Raw genomic sequence first — 19,358 nt, 5'->3', positions numbered from 1 at the left:
ACTGTTCACAACTTTCGCTATACCACTATGCACGATACGAATCTCCATAGCGGGTCTAACGGTGTAATCTTTTTCGAATACTCTTTTTCATTTCAATAAAAGCTTCAGCTTATCCGGATTCCTAACAAAGTATAGGTTGCAAATCGCATTTCTCTCAACGTGTATCAGCACAACAACTTCGATGCCCTCGCCTGAACGGACAACAAGCCCTGTTTGACCATTTATATCCGTCATTTCGACATGTACGCCTCCTTCGTAATGAGGCGCCTTACGAATTAGACCGAGAAGGAACCGTGCGACGAGATCGCGCGATTCAATAGGATGGACGGCGGCGAACGCTTTGCCCCCTCCATCAGAGACCAACACGACATCTTCGGCGAGTATGGATACAACCGTGTCCACGTTTCCCAGTTCAAGAGCCTTCAGGAATCGACGGACCCACTCTTCGCTCGCCTCTTCTGAGTGAACCTGCTCATCGAGGGTAATCCCCATCTTTCCTCTCGCACGGCTGAACAGTTTGCGGCAATTTGCTTCACTTTTGTCAACAAGTTTAGCAATATCTGAATATTCAAAGCCGAGCGCTTCACGAAGCACGAACACCGCCCGTTCCGTATGGGATAGCCTTTCAAGCAATACGAGCATAGCGTAAGACAACAGCTCGCCTTGAACAACCGCTTCAAACGATTCATCATTGGGAGTAAGAATGGGCTCGGGAAGCCATTGTCCGAAATACAGTTCCCGCCGTTTACGCGCCGATTTGAATAAATCCCGACAGCGATTAGTCACCATTTTGCACAGATATGCTTTCGGTTCAACCAAACTCGCCAGATCTACGTCATTTATCTTCAGGAATACGTCCTGCACAACATCCTCCGCATCGGAAGCCGACCCGGTCAGTTGGTAGGCAAGCGTAAACAGCAGCCCTTTATACTGCTCATATAACTCTTCCATCTTGCCACTTCCATCCTTATCCTCTAATAATTCTCTGTTTGCATTATTTTTTCAGACTTGCAGAGTCCCATGTGAACTTTCTCATTCTCCAACCCAGCTTTCCTGTAAAAATAATATCTAAACCCCATTGACGTGTCCATATCATTCCCTTCCCCGGACCTAAGCCAAAGCAGAATAAGTCAATAAACCCCTTATGTGAGGGTGCCGGACGCCCTGCAATATCCGCCGACAAAATCTTTCCAAGCCTTGCCGCTTGAGCGGTCGCTTCCTTACACGTCTTCCCGTCTGCCCGTCCGCTAGCAGGATCTACGATTCGCGCGCAGTCGCCGATACTGTATACACACTGAGCCCCTTGAACCCGATAACTTGCATCAACGATCACGTATCCTTCTGGAGTGACCGGCAACCCGATGCTTTGCAGCATTGGATTGGGTAACAGCCCCAGCGTCCAGACACATAGGCCGACGGACATCGTTTCGCCGCTAGATAAGGTTAGCGTCCCCTCTTTCTCCTGTAACACCCTGCTCCCATGTAAGATAGTTACTCCACAAGCGTTAAGTGAACGTTCCAGTTTAAGTCCTACCTTAGCCGGGCCTTCCGAAAAAAGCCCCTTGTTCGCGTTAAATAATTTTATCCTCACAGCACCCGGATCAAGTCCCAATTGCTGCGCATCTTCTCGAACGAAATGAGCCAGTTCGGCAGATGTCTCAATGCCGCTTATGCCCGCTCCCGCAACGGCAATGGTCATTAATCTCTGACGCTCTTTCGCGTTTGTTTCCTTAGCAGCCTTCTTTATATTTGCTCGCCACGCCTCTCGGATCTTCCACGCAGCGTCTAAACTCGCTAATGCCATACCTCCTTGATCAGGGTCGGGTTGCCGCACGACGCTGCCCACCGCCAAAACGAGGAAATCATAATTTATCGAATTCTTATTTCCTTCAGCATCCTGACAAAGTAGCCTTCTTTCCCCTGATTCGATTTTCGTTACAGTAGCCTGAACGAATTCAACCCCCTCGGGAAATAACCTAGTCAGAGGGATAGTAATCTCTTCATCACCGACCGCGGGCTTAAAAAGCAATACTTTGCGAAAGTGATAAGGGTTCTTATCGATTAAAATAAGTCGCAGTGTTCGTTTACTTGCTTGACCCTTAAATGTTTTCCGAATCGCTTTAACGGCATTAATGCCCGCATATCCTCCGCCAATGACGATGCATGTCAATTCTTTCAACACAACCACCCCTTATTCTATTTGCATATAAAACGAGATAAGGGATCGTTTTGTGACAACAACGTTATGTTGACGACTGCCGATTATTTGTGCTCGAAAAATTTAGCCGTCACTTGTGGCACGGTCCACTGCTTTGTAGCTTGAGCAATACTGTCACATCTCATCAATTCATTCAGAACCATCAATATTAAGCACTCCACATGCGTGGAGTGCCGAGCGTTGCATAATTTCCCAAAAATAAAACCGCCAAACGGTCGGCATAACCTTACATGGATTACCATCAAACGAGCAGTCCGAGAATTTCTGACGTACCCGCAAAACGATAGTAAAACTTAACCGTGCGCTATCCCTCGACACCACGATCTTCTCAATAAACCCATACTGTACAACTTCATATTACGCGGAAACTCGTTGGCAAATGGTACCAGGGAACTGGAAATATCAGTTCAAAGACTCTGTCGAAATCGTCTTACATCCGTTGAATAATGAAAAATTTTGGAAACATTTATCTAAGGCTGTTCGCATTTGCCTTGTTGGCTTTATGCCGCACTCGTACCAGATGTTTTTAACAACAAGTGTCCCGGTTTTTCGCTCCGCGATTACCTCAGCTCGTCCAATGAGGCTTTCTCCGTATAATAGAGGCAGCACATAATAGCCGAACTTCCGTTTGATTGCAGGCGTATAAATCTCCCAAGTGTAGTCGAATCCAAACAACTCGTTGATCAGTTTTCTATCCCATATGAAATTATCTAGCGGGGCAATCAGCTCGCAGCGCAATTTCGGCGCCGGATTTTGCAGGACGACTTCAATAAGCGGCAAATCCTCCGCGCGGCAGTACAGTGTATCCTTCATTTGTTCCACGGCAACAGCAACAATGCGAGCTTCGTGCAACAGCTGGCGGAAAACCTCGTTGCGCTGCTCCGCTCTCAATCCCCATATGTTCAGCCAGGCATCGGATGCGCGATTCCATAAAAGGCCAACAGCGCCGATTCGACGCAGTACCCTCCACTTATGATGCTCAAGCTCGTCCTTCAACGGCTCCGGCGCATTCAGCAGATTTGGCTGTATGTACTTCCCGGCGATATCGTAATATTTACGCGTTCCTTTTTTGTGATGGATAATCAACTCGCCTGTCGAGTACATCTGCTCCAGCACCGACCGGGATGAATTGTTTCCGCTGCTCCAGTGGATGACCGATTGCCAATTGAAATTTCCATCCAATTTTAGATCATTCGAACTTAGCACACCGTGATTTTGGATTTGAGCCAGCACTTGCTCTGCCAACGCTTCCATTTCGGGATAGCGCTTGGCATGTTGTCTGGCAGCCTGCCTGTACCGCTCAAAGTACGGCCAGTCCTCGACAGGGATAATAGCCAGATTCTTGTCGGGATAATCAACCAGGAATCTATCTTTATACAGCAACTCGTCGAGCATGTTCTTGGTAAATCCTTTTATTCGAGACTGCAGCACTAGTTCGGCGTTTTTTCCGCAAACATCGATGGGATCGTATTGAATACAACCAACCTGCCGCACAAAATCCAATACTCCCTGTTTTCCGGTAAATTGATATTTGCCCAACAGCCCGTGCTTCAATAACATAAACTGCCGTGCCTGGCGGTTCGTCAATTGGATCATGTACGTATCAGCTCCTTAACGAAACAAACGGAAGCCACTTGCACATGAAAATGGATGGCGAGGTTGATTATCTCAATAAAGTTACTGATAGTTCCTTGCCATAATGGTCGTATCCATTGGGGATCTTCATCAGCAAACCCCTTTCCTAATTTTCCAATAACCGAACTTTGCTCTTTTTCAACAATTCCAACCACGCCTCTTCCCCCTATCCTTTGGAAAATACATACACAATAAATTAAAAAAACAAACACATGTTCCCGTATGATTTTACCATTGTCCTGAGCATAAAAACAAGAGATATTGAAATGCTGCCCGTGTCCTAAGTGTACGCAATCTTTAAATCAATGTAATTGAGCGAATCTGTCACATCTCATTTATTAATTAAGATCATCAATATTACACACTCCACATGTGTAGTATGGGAAGACAAGAGTATCGCTCTTTCTTACCGTCAAAAAAAAACTACAGTTTCAGGATAGGACTCTCCACTCCTATCCAAAACCTTAGCTTTCTTTTTTTACATATTGCCGGTCAACCGGTTCTGGTATCTGGAAAGGAATAAAACGAGACTGGCCGCTATAACAACCATGAGTGCGATGAATTGTGAGGTCGAAAGTAAACCAACTTGGCCTCGAATGATATCCCCTCTGTAAAACTCAATAACAAATCTGCCCAGACTGTAAAGGATCAGATAGACGGCGGCAACGAGTCCATCTTTATTGATTCTTTTGGCCAAAAGAATCAATACGAGACAGAGGGCAAAGCTAAACAAGCTCTCCATAATTTGTGTAGGTACCAGTGCTACATCATTCGGGGCAATATCGGAGTGGTGGAATGTAATTCCGAACCAGCCGTGTGCTTCTTCGCCATAACAGCAGCCTGCGAGCAGACAGCCAATTCTTCCAAACCCTTGCGCTAACGCAAGAGAGGGTACAAATAGATCAAGGTGTTTCAGGAAATTTATTTTCTTAATCCTGCAATAAACTAAACCAGCCGCAATTCCGCCTATGATTCCGCCGTACACAACAAACCCACTAGAAAGGTTGAGTAGGATGCCCGGATTACTCATAATATTTTGGATTTCGATCATCCAATACAAAAGTTTTGCTCCAATAAATCCGCCCACCAGGCCCCAAGCGGTCAGAGAGAAAACATGAGACAATTCGAACTGGCGATTTGTGGCTCGGTAATCAACGAGCCGGTAAGCTAATAAAACACCAAGCGCGATCATTAATCCATACCCGTAAATGGTTACTGGTCCGATCTTGAACAGCTCATTGTACATATTTTATCCCCCTAGAACGATTTCATTTTCGAGTGTGACTCGTTGCTTCATAGCTCCGACTCATTCCACTCCAAACAAACCGTAAACAGGGGTGCATGATATTCTGCATGAACGCGATAGCCCATTTGCTGCATTAATCCCTTCACGACCGCCAGTCCCAATCCGGTGTTGCGCTCCGTCCGCGCCCGATTTGCGGTGAAGCTTCGTTGAAACAAATGCGGGAGATCTTCTTCCATCAAGGATGATGTTTCATTCGAAATCACTGTCACAAGCTTTCCATCCTTTACTCCTTGAAACAAGTGTAGAGTACGTTGTCCGTGATTCAGAACATTTTGCAGTACATTCAAATAAATGCGCATCACACTTTCCTCATCCGCTATCACAAAGCAATTCTCATCCGAAAGCTCAAGAACGACCTCGAAGCCTGCTGCAGAAATTTCAGGATAATGATCAGCCAATGCCCGTTTCAACAGAACCTGCAGATCAATTTTTTGTAGCACTATGAGATTATCGCCAGCTTCAATCAGGGATAAATCATAAAAACTGCTGATTAGCGAACGCAAGGCCTTCGCACGCCTCTCGACAACTAGCAAATATTCCGCAGCTTCTTCACTAGAGATATGTTCCTCTTGCAACAGTTCGATATAGCCCAGCATCGAAGTGAGTGGGGTGCGCAAATCATGTGAAATGTTGGCAATCTGCTTACGAATTTGTCCTTCCTTCCTCTCATGAAGAATTCGTTCAGCCTGTTGAGCGGATAACATATGATTCACTTCGACCAATAGAGCTTCTAACTGCCTGTCAGGCGAATGAAAGTGAATGTGTCGGTTGGTATGTCGATCCATTAGGACTTGTTTCATTTCATCAGTCGCCAATCTTACGGATCTGCGGAGCAGCCAATAGAGCGCAGCAAAAAGGATCGTCGCACCTGCAAGCACAAACGTTACCATTTTATCACGCTCCCTTAGTCTTATTTGAATTCTTTCACCATTACCCGCTTGGTGCTGACCAGAAAAGCAAGGAGTACATAAGATGCTCCAATTATCCAGCAGAGCAGCAATCCGTTCGGGTTCTTCCAAAATAAATCATGTGCCGCAGCATAAGGGAACAACGGTAGTGTCTCCACAACTTCTTTTAATGCGGGTACCCCATGCGCAAACCTGAAATACAGTTCGGGCAGGACAATAATAATAACAACATAGGAAACCAGATGGGACAACGACTTTTCCGTCAAAAAACAAAGACAATGTGAAACAGTTAAAGCCGCGAGTACAAGCGGCAATACACCTAAGATTGCATATGTAAAATCCAGGAAATAAGATATTCCGGTATTGGGCAACATTAGGAATACACTAGCTGTCAGTGAAATATACGTTACCATCCAAGAAACGATCAATAATAACAGCTCTATGATCCATTTTCCATAGAATAAAGTGTTGCGGGATATGCCATAGGCAACGGTATTTTTGAATGTTCCATCTGTAAAATCATCAGACACCAGCAAACTGACTAAAATCGGAACAATAAAAAAAAGCAAGCTCCACATCCTCAACGCAGCCTTAAAGGCAAACTCCGTGTTCGCATATAACTCGCCTCCCGTAGATGCTGTCAATACTGTTATGAAGAACGGTCCGAGAATGCAGAGTGCCAGAAAGAAAGAAACCGCCTTTTTGCGAACAAGTCGGTAGAGCTCGCTTTTCAAATAATTAGGCATCTTTTGTCCCTCCTACTAAGGATAAAAAATAATCCTCAAGATTCGTTCCTCGCGTCTCCATTTTAGAAAGCCGAATGTTGTTCTCCACTAGTATTCGATTCACTTCATCCGCCATTCCTAAGAAATCATAAATATGGATAGACTTGTCTGGCTGGATGCTGTAGTGAATGTGCGGGAAATGTCTTTCCAGTAGAGCCGCTGCTGCAGCTTCACGATCTACGACTATCCTGAGATATTGTTCGCAGCTTTCCTCAATTTGCTGGGCTGTCATCGTTTTGATCAATTTCCCACGCTCGATAAACACAAACACAGATGCCAAACTCTGCAGTTCCGACAGCACATGTCCAGAAATGAGCATTGTGATCTGTTTCTCACGGTTCAAGGTCAACAACAATTCTCGAATTTCCACAATACCCAATGGATCAAGACCGTTAATCGGTTCATCTAATACAAGAAAATCAGGATGATTCATTAGCGCAAGGGCAAGTCCCAACCGTTGCTTCATCCCTAGGGAAAAGTCCTTGAACTTTTTCCCGCCTGTATCGGTCAAACCCACATCTTCCAAAGCTTCATTCACACTTTCTTTACCGGGAATTCCACGTTGAATCCTGTAGTACTCCAAATTTTGCTTGGCCGTCATATCACGGTAAAAGCAAGGTGTCTCCACGACTGCACCCATCCGCTTTCTTCCCTGCTGTAGCCCATCCGGAGTCATCGTCGAAAACAATTGCAGTTCCCCGCTCGTAGGTAGAGACTGTCCCGTAATTAGCTTCAACAGTGTTGTCTTACCGGCACCGTTTTTGCCAACCAGTCCAAGAATCTCTCCCTTGGCTATAGACAGGGTAGTGGGATAAAGAGCAGTAAAGGTACCGTACTTTTTCATCAATGATTTTGCCGCCATAATGTCGTTCTTTTGCATAATTATGTTCACCTCGTACCTTCACTCTACCTAATCAGCCAGCCTAAAGTCCTTAACAAAGCATAAATAAACATAAAGAATTCATAAAGTCAGATCAATTTAAACCCAATACCCCACACCGTTTCGATATAGGTTTGATCCAGAATTTTTTTAGAGAGCTTGCTTCTCAGGTTGCTCATATGAACGTTAATCGTGTTATCTTCGATCGCATACTTTTCATGCCACACAGCTTGATACAGATCCTCTCTGGTAAACACTTTGCCGGGGGATCGTACCAATATAGCCAACAGTTCAAATTCTTTGGATGTGAGCGATAAGGGCATGCCCGCAACTTGAACTGTTCTTGAATAGATATCCATAATAAGGTGCTGATAAACCAGTCGTTCAGACGTTTGCTCAGGAGTAATGAAATTTTTATAGCGCCGCAGTTGCGCCTCAACCCGGGCCAGGACCTCTTCTTTATCAAAAGGTTTCGTTATATAATCATCCGCACCACCTTTAAGCGTGTCGATTTTGTCTTTCATACGCCCCTTGGCTGAAATGACGATGATCGGCACATAAGAGTGGCTGCGGAGTTCTTTGATTAATTCTTCTCCGGACATGCCTGGCAGCATCAGGTCCAGCAATATCAAATCATAACTCCGCATGGATGAAAGCAGCTTTGCTTCACTTCCGGAAAACGCCGGTTCTGTCAGATACCCCTTTTTACCAAGGAGAGTGCATAGCAATCGATTAATGTCTGCATCATCCTCAACTACCAGTATGCTGAATGACATTGTTTCCCCCCTCTTTCAAGAAATATAGATTTTTGCGATTCTGCCGCAAACAAAATGCATCTTCTTTAAATACTTCATCCCATCTTTTATTCCTGCTAGATACATCCATTATTTTCACGCTGCTCTTGAGTCGTTGTTGCGTTGCCATGATCGAGGTTAAGCTTGCAGTAATATCTTGCAGTTTCTACTTGGGGAAATGGCGCGGTTATTAACGAGGCAGTTAGAGAAAGTATTGAAGAATTACGTCCGTGGATGCCATGCGCGCACAACAATCCAACTATCGAAGAATCCTAAGCAGGAATACGGCGTTCTAGATTACAATTTATTGAGCGAATAGACCTGAGACTACTTTTAGTACACAAAACGACAGGTCAGTTAGTAGGTAACAGTGGTCTTCATCGAATTGATTGGCAGGCACGTAAGTTTGAAATTGGATATTGGGTGCGTACCTCTTTTGAAAAACAAGGATACGTGACCGAAGCAGTAAATACTATTAAGCGGAACGCTCGGGAATCACATTAGAAGGTATTCTTCGCAACGATAAGTGCAATGTGAATGGTTCGCTGAGGAATACAATGATATTTTCTAAAGTTCGCGGTGTTGAATATTAATAATTGCAATCATCAATCAATTAATCAGAAAAGCAAAAATATTAGGAGCTCGCTCCCCCTCTTTGCTAATTCCTCCAATACATCTCCGATTTAATTGTCATTCCGCACAAGAAAGCTTCTGACTAATGGCAATTGAGGTTTATATAATTCTGACTATATTTTTTGAAATCGCAGAATGTTCTTCAAATATTTTCAAATCATGAAACGGTAAGGGGATTAATTCTTGTTTATGAGCATTTGATAAAAACTTCTCATTGTTTTCTGTATCAGAATAAATCCCAATTGGTCTATTACTTATTAAATTATCACACCAATAACACTCATCACCAGTGATTACGTAGTCTTTGTTATCATTTGTAAAATAGATAACAGAGGAACCATTGCTATGACCACTAATGACTTTAAACCTAAAAAGATTTTCGTAAAAATATTCATCTTCAACGGTTACTACATTACATTGTAAAAGTTTTTCTTTAATAGAATGAGAGCAATTGTTAATTGCAAAATCGTAGTCAATTTTAGAAATAATAATAGTAGGGTTATCCAATAGATCCAAATTTTCAATATGGTCAAAATGGCTATGTGTGATAATGACAACATCAGCAGATACTTTATTGTTTAATATCATTCCTAATTCATTTTCGACGTCTGTAAATGTAATCCCCCACTTAGATGCAGTTGTCGCATCTCTAAACCCTGTATCAATAAGTATAATTTTATCATTATACTTTGCTATATAATAAGACCACGAAATAGTTGTTACCCTTTCTGAATTACCCATATCACGATAAATATACTTATAGTAAAATGGCGATTCTCCGAATTTAACAGCATAAAGTTCCATTAATTCTGTTATCCCCTTTAGAATTCTTATTTTTAGTATTCGATAATCTTTTTAGTAATCCTTAATAAATCTTTATTCAGCTATGAAAGGCTATTTGTTATTCGAGAATTTCATCAATAAAACGTTTTATTTGTATCCAATTAACTGTCTCTTCCTCATCATATCACGCTATGTAAAAGAAAGGTTTATTTTCTAGTTAAAAGGACTAATAACCTTGAGACCCAAGGTCCCAGAGGCGCATCAAATCCTTTAAATCACACTATCATGTACATTCCCTAGGCATACCAACACCTAGTATTTTTCGCCGTCACTTATGATAAGGTTCACCGCGATTTACCTTAACTGCTAGTTAGTCTAATAATACACCTAAGTGTACAGAGACATTAAAATCAATGCATTTGAACGATACTGTCACATCTCATTTTCGAACCATCAATATTAAGCACTCCACATGTGTGGTGTGCTGCAACAAAATCAAATCAATACAAAAAAACGGCATCTCTGCCGTTTATGTTTAAAGTGTTTGTGGAGAATAGGGGGATCAAACCCCTGACCTCATCGCTGCCAGCGAAGCGCTCTCCCAGACTAAGCTAAGCCCCCACGAAAAATCAACTTGCAATTTCCAAGGTAGTGTAACCAACCATACTTGGACTCTCAACTGAGCTTCTTCAACTCTTAATAGATTTTTTTGAGCAATACTGTCACATATTGTATATTCGTTTCGAACCATCAAATATTTCTGATTCCACATGTGTCGAGTTTCATACCGACATTTAGCATCCAAACCCCTACACTTAACACATATCTCTGCTTTACCACTACTCATGATACGGTTCGGCGTAACATAAATAGGACGTAATCGAAGAGCACCCGCTATCTTACTCTCTAGTTATACCTCTTTTTACGTTGATACGTGGATAATACAACTCCGCCTACAATGAACATGGACCCTAACATTTCTACTCCAGCAATTGGTTTGTATAGTAATATTAACCCCATAATCATTGCTACAAAAGGCTCTAAATTAGATAAAATGGATGCCTTCGAAGCATCAACATGTCGTATATTGTTATTCCAAATAAGTGCAGCAATACCATGTACAACAACGGCTGTTCCAATTAACAAAGCCCAATCAAAAATATCAGTACTTATTCGTAAAGGATTGTCTAGTGTAAAAGCAAATGGTATTGATACAATAAATCCCACTACATTTGAATATAAAGTAATCGTGAGCGCATCGATTCTTCGCGAGAGTACCCGAGTCATAACAATCATAATCGCGAATGTTATCATCGTTACAACAATCCATAATAAGCCCTTATCAAAATGTACAGCTGATAAACTGCCTTTCGCTACAACAAAATAAATGCCTAAAATGGCAACAATGGACCCTAGCAACATGCGTATCGTTAATTTTTCTTTTAAAAAAACAGCGGCTAAAAAGCCCGTTAAAATAGGAGTCATTGCTAAAATTAACGCAGATGTCGTTGGATCGGTAGTTTGTAAACCAGCAAAAAAAGACCATTGATTTATAAAAACGCCAATAACACCTAGCATAATAATTGAAAATAAGTCTGTTTTATTCACTCGTTTGAAATGTTTCTTATAAGCTGATAAGCCAACTAATAAGATTACAATAAATAAAAGTCTTAACGATGTTAACAGGGATGGTGAGAAATCTTGGACTAACATCTTTCCAAATACAAAATTGCTCCCCCAAACCACTACACAAATAATGAGCCATATATAAGCCTTTAGCATCTATAATTACCCTCCTTAAAAAAGGATGGTTGTACTCTTCCGTTAGCTTCAAAACCACAAGAAAGACCGCCCCTTGCACCAAGGTACGCGGTCTATATTTGATCGTGTTTCCTTTTGCTTCTTACTTTGAAGTGTTTGAAACGTCTATTGTGCTGTGGGTCGATAACCATCCAGTATGCTATTATAACTTCATTCCCTCATACATGCAAAAAGAAGAGCGGCCTGAAAAGGCAAAATTGCCAATTCCAGACGCCGCGCCCCCGACTGGTCTAACACCTAGACACCTTTCAACATACAATAGAATCATTTTCAATCTGCGAAAAAACAAAATAAGCTTAAGCACATTTCTCTGCTTAAGCTTAATAATTAATCATGCAGATGAGCTATTTATTCTACGCATCCTTACTAGTTGTTCATTTTCATAACGTACTAAGTCGCAATTCATAAAAGTACTGCACAATCGGATGCTTCAACTTCATCTTCTCTCTCATGTTTAAAATTCGCTTTTTTCCAACTCGTCTATCTACTAATGCTAGAATATTCAATAAGATATCATTACTCTCTATGCTATCCTCTATTGATAGGGATAAAAACCTATTAGCTTCAACAATAAAGTTTGATTTACTTAATGATGACTGTGCTGACAAAAGCTCCCTTGCAAATCCCGATATTTTTCTACCTCTTGCAATGACTTTTAGACGATCCTCCGGAACTACTCCCTTGGTATCTTTTCTGACCTCTTCAATTTCTTCATTGCTGATAGGAATTTGGATATCTGAATCATTCTTAATTTCCAGCTCCGTCTGATACCATCTGATTAAGGTAGTTGTATCACTCATATTGAGTACATTCTTTTTATCAACTGCAATATAACAAATTCCTGCTTTATCAGGTAAATAACGATAGCCAGTTGCACGGTATTCGACCCTTCCATATAACGCAGGACAGAGAAAACTCTCAAGTTGTTGCTTCAATTTGCTCCAGGACATGTAATCCTCCCTTTTCTAAAATCATCACTGCCGACTTATCTTTGCCTATTATACTTGAACTTAAATCATCAATGTAACGAAATTTTACATGTCTGGATTCTAGTAATAAAAACCAACACAAAAAAACGACATTGCTGTCGTTTTAATGTTTCCTTCAACAAGTTGTTGACTACTCCAACTTAACGGCTAACCGATAAAACACCCGATTCTTCACGCAGCTCAACAGGAGCATTCATTTTTTTCGCTTCACGCAGCATCAGTAATCCGATTAATAAGGACGTAATGCCAATAATGACTATCAGTGCCCCGATCTCCATACTGTAGGCTGTAAGCGATCCATGCCGAAATGCCATTCCACGGATTAAACGGTTAAGCCAGTTCATCGGCAATGCCCCTGCAATGACCTGAAAAAACATTGGAAAAGCAAGCGGGGTCAACTGAATCCCCGTAGCCAGAAATGACGGATATAAGATTAGACTTGTCCGCGTACCTACTTTCGATACATCTTTGGCTGTATAACCAATCAATATCCCCATAAGAGATAATGCAAAAGAATAAACGAGCAATGGGATAATAAAAAGATAAATTTCCGTTTCAAACCGCATATTTCCTACTTGCTTTAGGAGTCCATAGCTTAGGATTAAAGAGAATGTACTCAGAATAGCGTAAGGTACGCTGCGAACCCAAAGCTGGACAGGTGATACCCCATTTGCAAGAAGCTTCCCTTCTTTGCGTAGACGAGGTGCGATAGACCCGGTTGCGCTAGTTGTTATCATTAGCACGATAATATTCACAAATCCAAGAACCATAAAACCGACATAGCTTGTCGTCGGATTAAACAACAATCGCTGTTGGAGAGATAAGGGAGTAATAAGTCCTTTGACCATTTCCGCATCCATCCCGCTCTGCACCAGACGTGTCATGGAAAGAGATATATTTTCCGTTGTGATAATCTCTTGTATGGCGGTTCGGATACCCATCAGACCTGAAGGCATTGTGTTATCCATTAGAATCCCGATATTCGAAGACTTCCCTTGCAGCTTTAGCTGCTCCAGTTGATTAGGAAGCATAATAACTGCTACTGCCTGCTCATTTGCAAGCAAGGTTTCGGGGTCCATGCGGCTCGCAAATACATTCGTTACTTTCATATATTGAGACGCATTCAATTTCGAAATCAATTGTCGTGAATAAGCACTGTGGTCCTCGTCAATAACAATTACCGGTGATTTGCTAATTTGATTTTTCGAAAACATCAGCCCAAAAAACAAGGCTGCAATCAGTGGGCCAATAAAAATCATAAGAAGGAACTTGCTTCCCGCTGCGTACCTCCACTCCTCAATCAGCGATTTCATCAAGGTCCACCTCCGCAGTCATACCCGGAAGAAGTTCGGTGTTTGAATTTACGAATATTCTGACTAGAAACATACTTAAATCCGCTTGCCCTTTCTCGCGAGACATGCGCAAGTTAGCAAATTGAGGAGCAGCCGAGATTGAAGTGACAACGCCATCGACCTGGGAAGAACGCTTCAAATATGGAAAATGAATTTGGACGCTTTTATTGACCTCAAGCTTCTGAATCTCCTCTTCTTGCACATAGAGGTCCGTATAATAAGTGGTCTTTTGTACAACTGCAACCGGCATACCTTGCTCGAGCTGATCTCCCTGCTTTATTATGATTTTGCTAATCAATCCTTCATCAGGAGAAGACACATCTAATTCGGCTCCTTCAGCTGATTTCACCTTGAATAGAGTGTCCCCCTGTTTGATGGAATCGCCTGCAGCTGCGCTAATTTCAACGATTGTACCCGGACTGTTTTCATATACGATCATCCTTTGCTCCGCTTCAAGCAAGCCTTGTTTTCTGCTTTGTGCCTGACTAACTGCATCTTTGCCTTTAGCGGCAAGAAGCGCACCTCCTGCAATAACCACAACGGCAATTCCGATATACAAACCTACTTTAAGTTTCATTGTTTGATCTCTCCCTCTCCCTGAATACTTCTAAACGAGCAGCTCTTTATTTCTATTCATTCTGATTTTTCGAACGGCGTTCTCGGCAGCCTCCATGATCACCTCTCCCAATGTGGGATGGGGATGAATCGTCATAGCCAAGTCCTCCACGGTCGCTCCCATTTCGATAGCCAAAGCAAGCTCCGATATGAGCGTTGACGCCTCAATGCCAACGACTTGCGCGCCTATTACGATTCCCGAATCTTGATCCGCAATTAATTTGACAAAGCCTTCCGCTGCTTGAAGTGCCAATGCTCTTCCGTTAATACCAAAGGAGGATTTGCCAATCACAACTGGAATAGCTTTTGCCTTTGCTTCCGCTTCGCTTAAACCAACGCTTGCAAGTTCAGGCTCGGAAAAAACAACCAGCGGGATCGCTTTGTAATCCACGATAGATGGTTTATCTGCAATGGCTTCTACTGCAACTTTTGCTTCATAGGAAGCTTTATGAGCAAGCGATGGTCCCTGCGTAATATCACCAATTGCGAATATATGCGGAATTGTCGTTCTGCACTGTTCGTCTGTTTCAATCAGACCTCTGCTCGTTACAGGCAGATCGATGCGCTCAAGTCCTAAGTTCCCGTCTGTATTAGGTTTTCTTCCAACAGTCACTAACGCATACTCCGCTTTAACCAGATGCTGCTCTTGATTTTTCAAATAATGAAGGGTTATGGCTTCGACATCCTGCTCTGCTTTTACGGCTGTTGCCCCCGTTATGATGGTTATGCCGTCGTCTTTCAATTGCCGAATTACAGGTGCCGCAAGCTCCGCCTCGAATCCTGGCAACACTTGTCCCCCTCCCTCCAGTATCGTTACATCTGTTCCGAATTTCGCATACATCTGCCCAAGCTCTACCCCTATGTATCCACCCCCTATAATAATCATGCTGGCTGGAATGTGAGAAAGCGATAACGCTTCTGTGGAGGACAAAATACGTCCGCCAAACGGCAATGCCGGCAGCTCAATTGGACGTGAACCCGTCGCCAGTATCGCGTGCTTAAAAGAAATAAATTGATCTGCTCCTGTTTGCTTGACGACAACGGTATGCTCATCGATAAAGCTGGCCTCTCCCTCCAGAATCGACACTCCGGCGGTTTTTAACAAATACTGAACGCCTCCGGACTGTTTCTTCACGACCTCTTGTTTGAAAGCCTGAGCATTCCTAAAGAATGCAGAGCCATCAGACTGATTCCACTGCCTGTGTAAGTCATAGCGATGTGCTTCTGCAATCAATGCTTTAGAAGGAATACAGCCTACATGGGTACAGACTCCGCCAAGCTGGGAACGTTCAACAACTAACGTCTTCAACCCAAGCTGCGAGGATCGCTGCCCCGCTACATATCCTCCCGGGCCCGATCCAATAACCAATATGTCAACCGTTTCAAGCTGACTCATACCATGACACCTCCAAATAAACTGTCTCACCAAAATATGATGATCGTAATATATTATAGTCATCATATTTTAACCGCGTCAATAGCTTCGTTTATTCTTCTTGTATAGCTAAAGGCAGCCATAAGAAATATTGACACGCTTTATTATGATGACTATAATATTTTAAAGTAGATTTTTTATTATCGGAGTGATTGATATGCCTTATCCTGAAGGCCATAAGTTGAAAATTAGGGGCAAGATCATCGAAAGTGCCGCTCAAGCCTTTCGTACGAATGGAATTCGCGACATAAGCGTCCCTTTCATTATGAAAGGAGCCGGACTGACTCATGGAGGGTTCTACGCGCACTTCGACAACAAAGAACAACTGGTCGCCGAAGCCTGTCAGTATGCCATCAGCGATACAATTACACTATTGCAAAAAGCCGCTGACCAGGAAAAGCAAGAACCAAAAATCAATGCCATCATTGATTATTATTTAAGCCCGCATCACCGTGACAGAACAGAGATGGGCTGCATCCTGCCTGCCCTTTCCAGTGAAATTTCCCGATCCTCGGATGAGGTTCGGCAGGTGTTCACTCATGAGTTGGAACGAATGATTGACTTTATTTCCAATACTGCAGAGGTAGACACAGCCACAGGCAGCGTACTGCTTAGTATGATGGTTGGAACGCTAGTACTGGCACGGTCTGTTAATGATATTAAACTCAGTGACAGCCTTCTCATGACAAGCAGGCATCATGCCAAAGAGATCATTAAACCTCATGTTGCAACCGAGCTTTGAGGAGCAAGCCCTAAAAAGCGTGAAATCTTCCGCTTACAACAAAAAAAGCACAAGTATTGTACCCACTTGTGCTTTTTCACGTTTTATTATCAGTACATATAATCCAAATCACTGGCTGCTACTTACTAAATACTGGGGCTGGATGATTGTTTCCTATATTCACCCGGTGTCACCCCGACGACCTTTTTGAATACCCGATTAAATGAAAAATAATGTAGATACCCTACTTGTAACGAGATATTTTGAATCAGATCATCCGTCGTCTTTAATAGATGCTTGGCATGTGCAATCCGTATGCGAGTCAAGTAATCAACGAAATTCTCACTGAATTCATCCTTGAATAACCGACTAAAATAGCTTTGATTGATGTTATATCGATCGCTAAGCAACTGTAAGGATAATTCCGGATCATTAAAATTTTGTTCGATATATACTTTGGTTTCATGTATTAACTCTTGGCTGATACGACCGATCCGAAGCTTCTCCATTTGCTCAGTTGCTAAGCATAACAAAACAATAAAAGCTTCACGCAAGTCATCAACAGAGTCAAACGATTTTAATTCACGGTTCAATTCTATCATTGTACGATCCCAAATCTCTTGATAGGGAGTCGGAAGCTCCGAGATCTCCTTGGAAATATGGAAAATCATAAAGTTCAGTAGGTTAACGATATCTTGGAGAAGATAATACTTGCTCTGTACAAGCTCCATTAATTGTACAAAGCTAGTCTTCCATGCTACGTTACGATGTTTGAATGACTCCGCAATATCTCGTATTAGCTGAAGATGCTCGAACATCCCCGACATAACATTTCCTTCTAGCTCCCAATAAGGAATAACTCTATTACCTCCAACTGAGGTTTTATAGGCTAACGCTTCTTCCGCTTCATTGAAAGATTGCGCTACATCCATCAACTCGCTCACTACCGAGCCAATTCCAATTGAAACCGAATAGTCAAGATTCTCCTTAATCCATATTCTAATCTTGTTACCTATTTCACTTATACTCGAGTTATTCAGCTCATGTTCACCGTTCATCTGGATCAACATGGTCAGTCGACCATTCTCCAGCCACTCTGCCCATATATGGACTTTGCTGGATTCAGCAATTTCCTCCACTACATTAGACATCACATATTTAATTAGATACTGATCACGCGAGCTATAAACACTGCAGAAATCACTATATTTATCGATTTCAATTATACCTATGAGGAAATTCTGATCATGCACAAACTTATTGTAAATAAGAAATTGCTTCTCACTCCGTTCCGAATTCATCGGTTGTTCACCAGTAATAAGGTCGATAAAAAACTGTTTCCTTCGATGCAAAGTATTCTCTTTATTTACATCACTATATTGATTGGCCAGTTCAATTAGATGATTGACTGCCTTATCAATAAAATGCGGATTATCGTTAAGTATATCGGGAAGTTCACCCGATTTTGATTTTATGTATTGCGTAATCCCAATCATCATACTGTCGATGGGAGAAGTATACTTTCTGGCCAAATATATAATAATTAACGTTGCAAATAATATGGAGATAACTCCCAATGCTACCCAACCATAATACAGATTTGTTACAATACCATAATTGAATTTATCCTTTATCCCGTTACGAATTTCCCAATTCATATATTCGGAACGAATAAAAGATATTCGATCGCTCTTATCTCCAGCAACATCAACAATCGCATGACCTTCCTGATCATACACAGTCGTATAGCTGACGTTAAGCGTGTTCATATCCTGTACCATCTTTTTAATAGCATTCGTAGATACATTCACAACAAGAAAGCCGCTAGGATTGGAAAACAGCGGTATTTGCTTTACTAAAGAAACAACAGGATAAGAAGCTGTTTGATCTAAAAATAATTGGTAGGGTCTACTCCCCGTCCATTTATGAGGTATATTCCCCACTAGCAATTGTTCAACGAATGCTTGATCACCGAAGCTCTCCAAGGAAATTGAGGCACTAGTGCTCAGCACTTTCTGATCAACCGTACGAACCATATAAATAGAAGATATCAACGGGAAATCGATCATAAAGCTATTAAACTTATCGGATAATCGTTTTTCAATTATATAAGGATTACTATTCTCTTCATCATTTAATTGATACAAAAACCTTTTCAGATCTTTATTATTATTCATTTCTGCAATCATCAGTCGCTCAATATTTTGAAGGGATGATTCGAGTTGCTGTGTCACATACTTTCCATAATTTTCACTCGTGTTGACCATTTGGCGGTCCATCATCTGGCTAATCGTCATAAAGAATAGAAATATAAGAAAACCGACTACTAGATAAAAAACAGGCAGATAAGTGAAGAGCAATCGTTTGAACCATGATCTAGATTTCATATTCCTTACTTTACCCCCCAAAAAAGAGAAAACGTTTACAAATAAACAATGATTCTATCGGCAGCCAAGCTCCGCTACCGATAGAATCCATCTATT

Annotated in this window: 19 protein-coding genes and 1 tRNA gene; 2 read left to right on the top strand and 18 right to left on the bottom strand. The window is 42.0% G+C overall.

Annotated elements, in window-relative coordinates:
* Positions 1-87 precede the first annotated feature (87 nt).
* The 10 genes from AC0YOD_RS09755 to AC0YOD_RS09710 all read right to left on the bottom strand — a co-directional run bounded on the left by AC0YOD_RS09755 (position 88) and on the right by AC0YOD_RS09710 (position 8,656).
* The gene (locus AC0YOD_RS09755) at positions 88-951 is read right to left on the bottom strand and encodes an RNA polymerase sigma-70 factor (protein WP_475799072.1); all 864 of its coding nucleotides are present in this window, start codon (positions 949-951) and stop codon (positions 88-90) included.
* A 43-nt stretch (positions 952-994) separates the two neighbouring features.
* Positions 995-2,179 carry an NAD(P)/FAD-dependent oxidoreductase gene (locus tag AC0YOD_RS09750; protein ID WP_475799071.1) on the bottom strand — a complete coding sequence of 395 codons (1,185 nt, stop codon included), beginning with the start codon at positions 2,177-2,179 and terminating at the stop codon, positions 995-997.
* Between the two features lie 441 nt (positions 2,180-2,620).
* Entirely contained in the window at positions 2,621-3,814 is a 1,194-nt protein-coding gene (locus AC0YOD_RS09745) for a winged helix-turn-helix domain-containing protein (protein ID WP_475799070.1), read from the bottom strand.
* Positions 3,811-4,008 (bottom strand): hypothetical protein, encoded by a 198-nt coding sequence (locus AC0YOD_RS09740; RefSeq protein WP_475799069.1) that lies wholly within the window; start codon positions 4,006-4,008, stop codon positions 3,811-3,813. The genes AC0YOD_RS09745 and AC0YOD_RS09740 overlap by 4 nt, the downstream gene beginning before the upstream one ends.
* A gap of 323 nt (positions 4,009-4,331) precedes the next feature.
* Complete coding sequence (locus AC0YOD_RS09735) at positions 4,332-5,099, bottom strand: prolipoprotein diacylglyceryl transferase (RefSeq protein WP_475799068.1); 768 nt, start codon at positions 5,097-5,099, stop codon at positions 4,332-4,334.
* 47 nt (positions 5,100-5,146) lie between these two features.
* Positions 5,147-6,049 carry a sensor histidine kinase gene (locus tag AC0YOD_RS09730; protein WP_475799067.1) on the bottom strand — a complete coding sequence of 301 codons (903 nt, stop codon included), beginning with the start codon at positions 6,047-6,049 and terminating at the stop codon, positions 5,147-5,149.
* A gap of 20 nt (positions 6,050-6,069) precedes the next feature.
* A complete protein-coding gene (locus AC0YOD_RS09725; RefSeq protein ID WP_475799066.1) occupies positions 6,070-6,813 on the bottom strand; it encodes an ABC transporter permease in 744 nt (247 codons plus the stop codon).
* The gene (locus tag AC0YOD_RS09720) at positions 6,806-7,732 is read right to left on the bottom strand and encodes an ABC transporter ATP-binding protein (RefSeq protein WP_475799065.1); all 927 of its coding nucleotides are present in this window, start codon (positions 7,730-7,732) and stop codon (positions 6,806-6,808) included. The genes AC0YOD_RS09725 and AC0YOD_RS09720 overlap by 8 nt, the downstream gene beginning before the upstream one ends.
* Before the next feature lie 89 nt (positions 7,733-7,821).
* Positions 7,822-8,508: a response regulator transcription factor gene (locus AC0YOD_RS09715; RefSeq protein WP_475799064.1), complete on the bottom strand. Its 687-nt coding sequence runs from the start codon at positions 8,506-8,508 to the stop codon at positions 7,822-7,824.
* The gene (locus tag AC0YOD_RS09710; protein ID WP_475799063.1) at positions 8,483-8,656 is read right to left on the bottom strand and encodes a hypothetical protein; all 174 of its coding nucleotides are present in this window, start codon (positions 8,654-8,656) and stop codon (positions 8,483-8,485) included. The genes AC0YOD_RS09715 and AC0YOD_RS09710 overlap by 26 nt, the downstream gene beginning before the upstream one ends.
* A 152-nt stretch (positions 8,657-8,808) precedes the next feature.
* On the opposite strand from AC0YOD_RS09710, the gene AC0YOD_RS09705 reads away from it, so the two are divergent.
* Positions 8,809-9,030 (top strand): GNAT family N-acetyltransferase, encoded by a 222-nt coding sequence (locus AC0YOD_RS09705; protein ID WP_475799338.1) that lies wholly within the window; start codon positions 8,809-8,811, stop codon positions 9,028-9,030.
* 228 nt (positions 9,031-9,258) lie between these two features.
* Here the strand turns inward: AC0YOD_RS09705 and AC0YOD_RS09700 are convergent, their stop codons facing one another.
* The 7 genes from AC0YOD_RS09700 to lpdA all read right to left on the bottom strand — a co-directional run bounded on the left by AC0YOD_RS09700 (position 9,259) and on the right by lpdA (position 16,115).
* Positions 9,259-9,963: an MBL fold metallo-hydrolase gene (locus AC0YOD_RS09700; protein WP_475799062.1), complete on the bottom strand. Its 705-nt coding sequence runs from the start codon at positions 9,961-9,963 to the stop codon at positions 9,259-9,261.
* Positions 9,964-10,489: 526 nt separating this feature from the next.
* Positions 10,490-10,563 (bottom strand) — tRNA-Ala (locus AC0YOD_RS09695).
* 285 nt (positions 10,564-10,848) lie between these two features.
* Positions 10,849-11,724 carry a DMT family transporter gene (locus AC0YOD_RS09690; protein WP_475799061.1) on the bottom strand — a complete coding sequence of 292 codons (876 nt, stop codon included), beginning with the start codon at positions 11,722-11,724 and terminating at the stop codon, positions 10,849-10,851.
* 419 nt (positions 11,725-12,143) lie between these two features.
* Complete coding sequence (locus AC0YOD_RS09685; RefSeq protein ID WP_475799060.1) at positions 12,144-12,713, bottom strand: SF0329 family protein; 570 nt, start codon at positions 12,711-12,713, stop codon at positions 12,144-12,146.
* A gap of 179 nt (positions 12,714-12,892) precedes the next feature.
* A complete protein-coding gene (locus AC0YOD_RS09680; RefSeq protein ID WP_475799059.1) occupies positions 12,893-14,065 on the bottom strand; it encodes an ABC transporter permease in 1,173 nt (390 codons plus the stop codon).
* Positions 14,049-14,681: a biotin/lipoyl-containing protein gene (locus AC0YOD_RS09675; RefSeq protein WP_475799058.1), complete on the bottom strand. Its 633-nt coding sequence runs from the start codon at positions 14,679-14,681 to the stop codon at positions 14,049-14,051. Before AC0YOD_RS09675 ends, AC0YOD_RS09680 begins: the two co-directional genes overlap by 17 nt.
* Before the next feature lie 30 nt (positions 14,682-14,711).
* Positions 14,712-16,115, bottom strand: a complete 1,404-nt coding sequence (gene lpdA / locus AC0YOD_RS09670) for a dihydrolipoyl dehydrogenase (RefSeq protein WP_475799057.1) — start codon at positions 16,113-16,115, stop codon at positions 14,712-14,714.
* A 196-nt stretch (positions 16,116-16,311) separates the two neighbouring features.
* On the opposite strand from lpdA, the gene AC0YOD_RS09665 reads away from it, so the two are divergent.
* Entirely contained in the window at positions 16,312-16,896 is a 585-nt protein-coding gene (locus AC0YOD_RS09665; RefSeq protein ID WP_475799056.1) for a TetR/AcrR family transcriptional regulator, read from the top strand.
* A 125-nt stretch (positions 16,897-17,021) separates the two neighbouring features.
* Here AC0YOD_RS09665 and AC0YOD_RS09660 read toward each other — a convergent pair whose 3' ends face one another.
* Positions 17,022-19,262, bottom strand: a complete 2,241-nt coding sequence (locus AC0YOD_RS09660) for a helix-turn-helix domain-containing protein (protein ID WP_475799055.1) — start codon at positions 19,260-19,262, stop codon at positions 17,022-17,024.
* Positions 19,263-19,358: the final 96 nt, after the last annotated feature.

The organism is Paenibacillus sp. J31P13 (assembly GCF_056269295.1).
This window is presented reverse-complemented; position numbering and strand designations above follow the sequence as displayed.

Bases quoted from the DNA above. Each gene is read 5' to 3' on its own strand.
- AC0YOD_RS09755 (WP_475799072.1), bottom strand. From the start codon at position 951: ATGGAAGAGTTATATGAGCAGTATAAAGGGCTGCTGTTTACGCTTGCC.
- AC0YOD_RS09745 (WP_475799070.1), bottom strand. From the start codon at position 3,814: ATGATCCAATTGACGAACCGCCAGGCACGGCAGTTTATGTTATTGAAG.
- AC0YOD_RS09735 (WP_475799068.1), bottom strand. From the start codon at position 5,099: ATGTACAATGAGCTGTTCAAGATCGGACCAGTAACCATTTACGGGTAT.
- AC0YOD_RS09730 (WP_475799067.1), bottom strand. From the start codon at position 6,049: ATGGTAACGTTTGTGCTTGCAGGTGCGACGATCCTTTTTGCTGCGCTC.
- AC0YOD_RS09725 (WP_475799066.1), bottom strand. From the start codon at position 6,813: ATGCCTAATTATTTGAAAAGCGAGCTCTACCGACTTGTTCGCAAAAAG.
- AC0YOD_RS09720 (WP_475799065.1), bottom strand. From the start codon at position 7,732: ATGCAAAAGAACGACATTATGGCGGCAAAATCATTGATGAAAAAGTAC.
- AC0YOD_RS09715 (WP_475799064.1), bottom strand. From the start codon at position 8,508: ATGTCATTCAGCATACTGGTAGTTGAGGATGATGCAGACATTAATCGA.
- AC0YOD_RS09710 (WP_475799063.1), bottom strand. From the start codon at position 8,656: ATGGCAACGCAACAACGACTCAAGAGCAGCGTGAAAATAATGGATGTA.
- AC0YOD_RS09700 (WP_475799062.1), bottom strand. From the start codon at position 9,963: ATGGAACTTTATGCTGTTAAATTCGGAGAATCGCCATTTTACTATAAG.
- AC0YOD_RS09690 (WP_475799061.1), bottom strand. From the start codon at position 11,724: ATGCTAAAGGCTTATATATGGCTCATTATTTGTGTAGTGGTTTGGGGG.
- AC0YOD_RS09685 (WP_475799060.1), bottom strand. From the start codon at position 12,713: ATGTCCTGGAGCAAATTGAAGCAACAACTTGAGAGTTTTCTCTGTCCT.
- AC0YOD_RS09680 (WP_475799059.1), bottom strand. From the start codon at position 14,065: ATGAAATCGCTGATTGAGGAGTGGAGGTACGCAGCGGGAAGCAAGTTC.
- AC0YOD_RS09675 (WP_475799058.1), bottom strand. From the start codon at position 14,681: ATGAAACTTAAAGTAGGTTTGTATATCGGAATTGCCGTTGTGGTTATT.
- lpdA (WP_475799057.1), bottom strand. From the start codon at position 16,115: ATGAGTCAGCTTGAAACGGTTGACATATTGGTTATTGGATCGGGCCCG.
- AC0YOD_RS09665 (WP_475799056.1), top strand. From the start codon at position 16,312: ATGCCTTATCCTGAAGGCCATAAGTTGAAAATTAGGGGCAAGATCATC.
- AC0YOD_RS09660 (WP_475799055.1), bottom strand. From the start codon at position 19,262: ATGAAATCTAGATCATGGTTCAAACGATTGCTCTTCACTTATCTGCCT.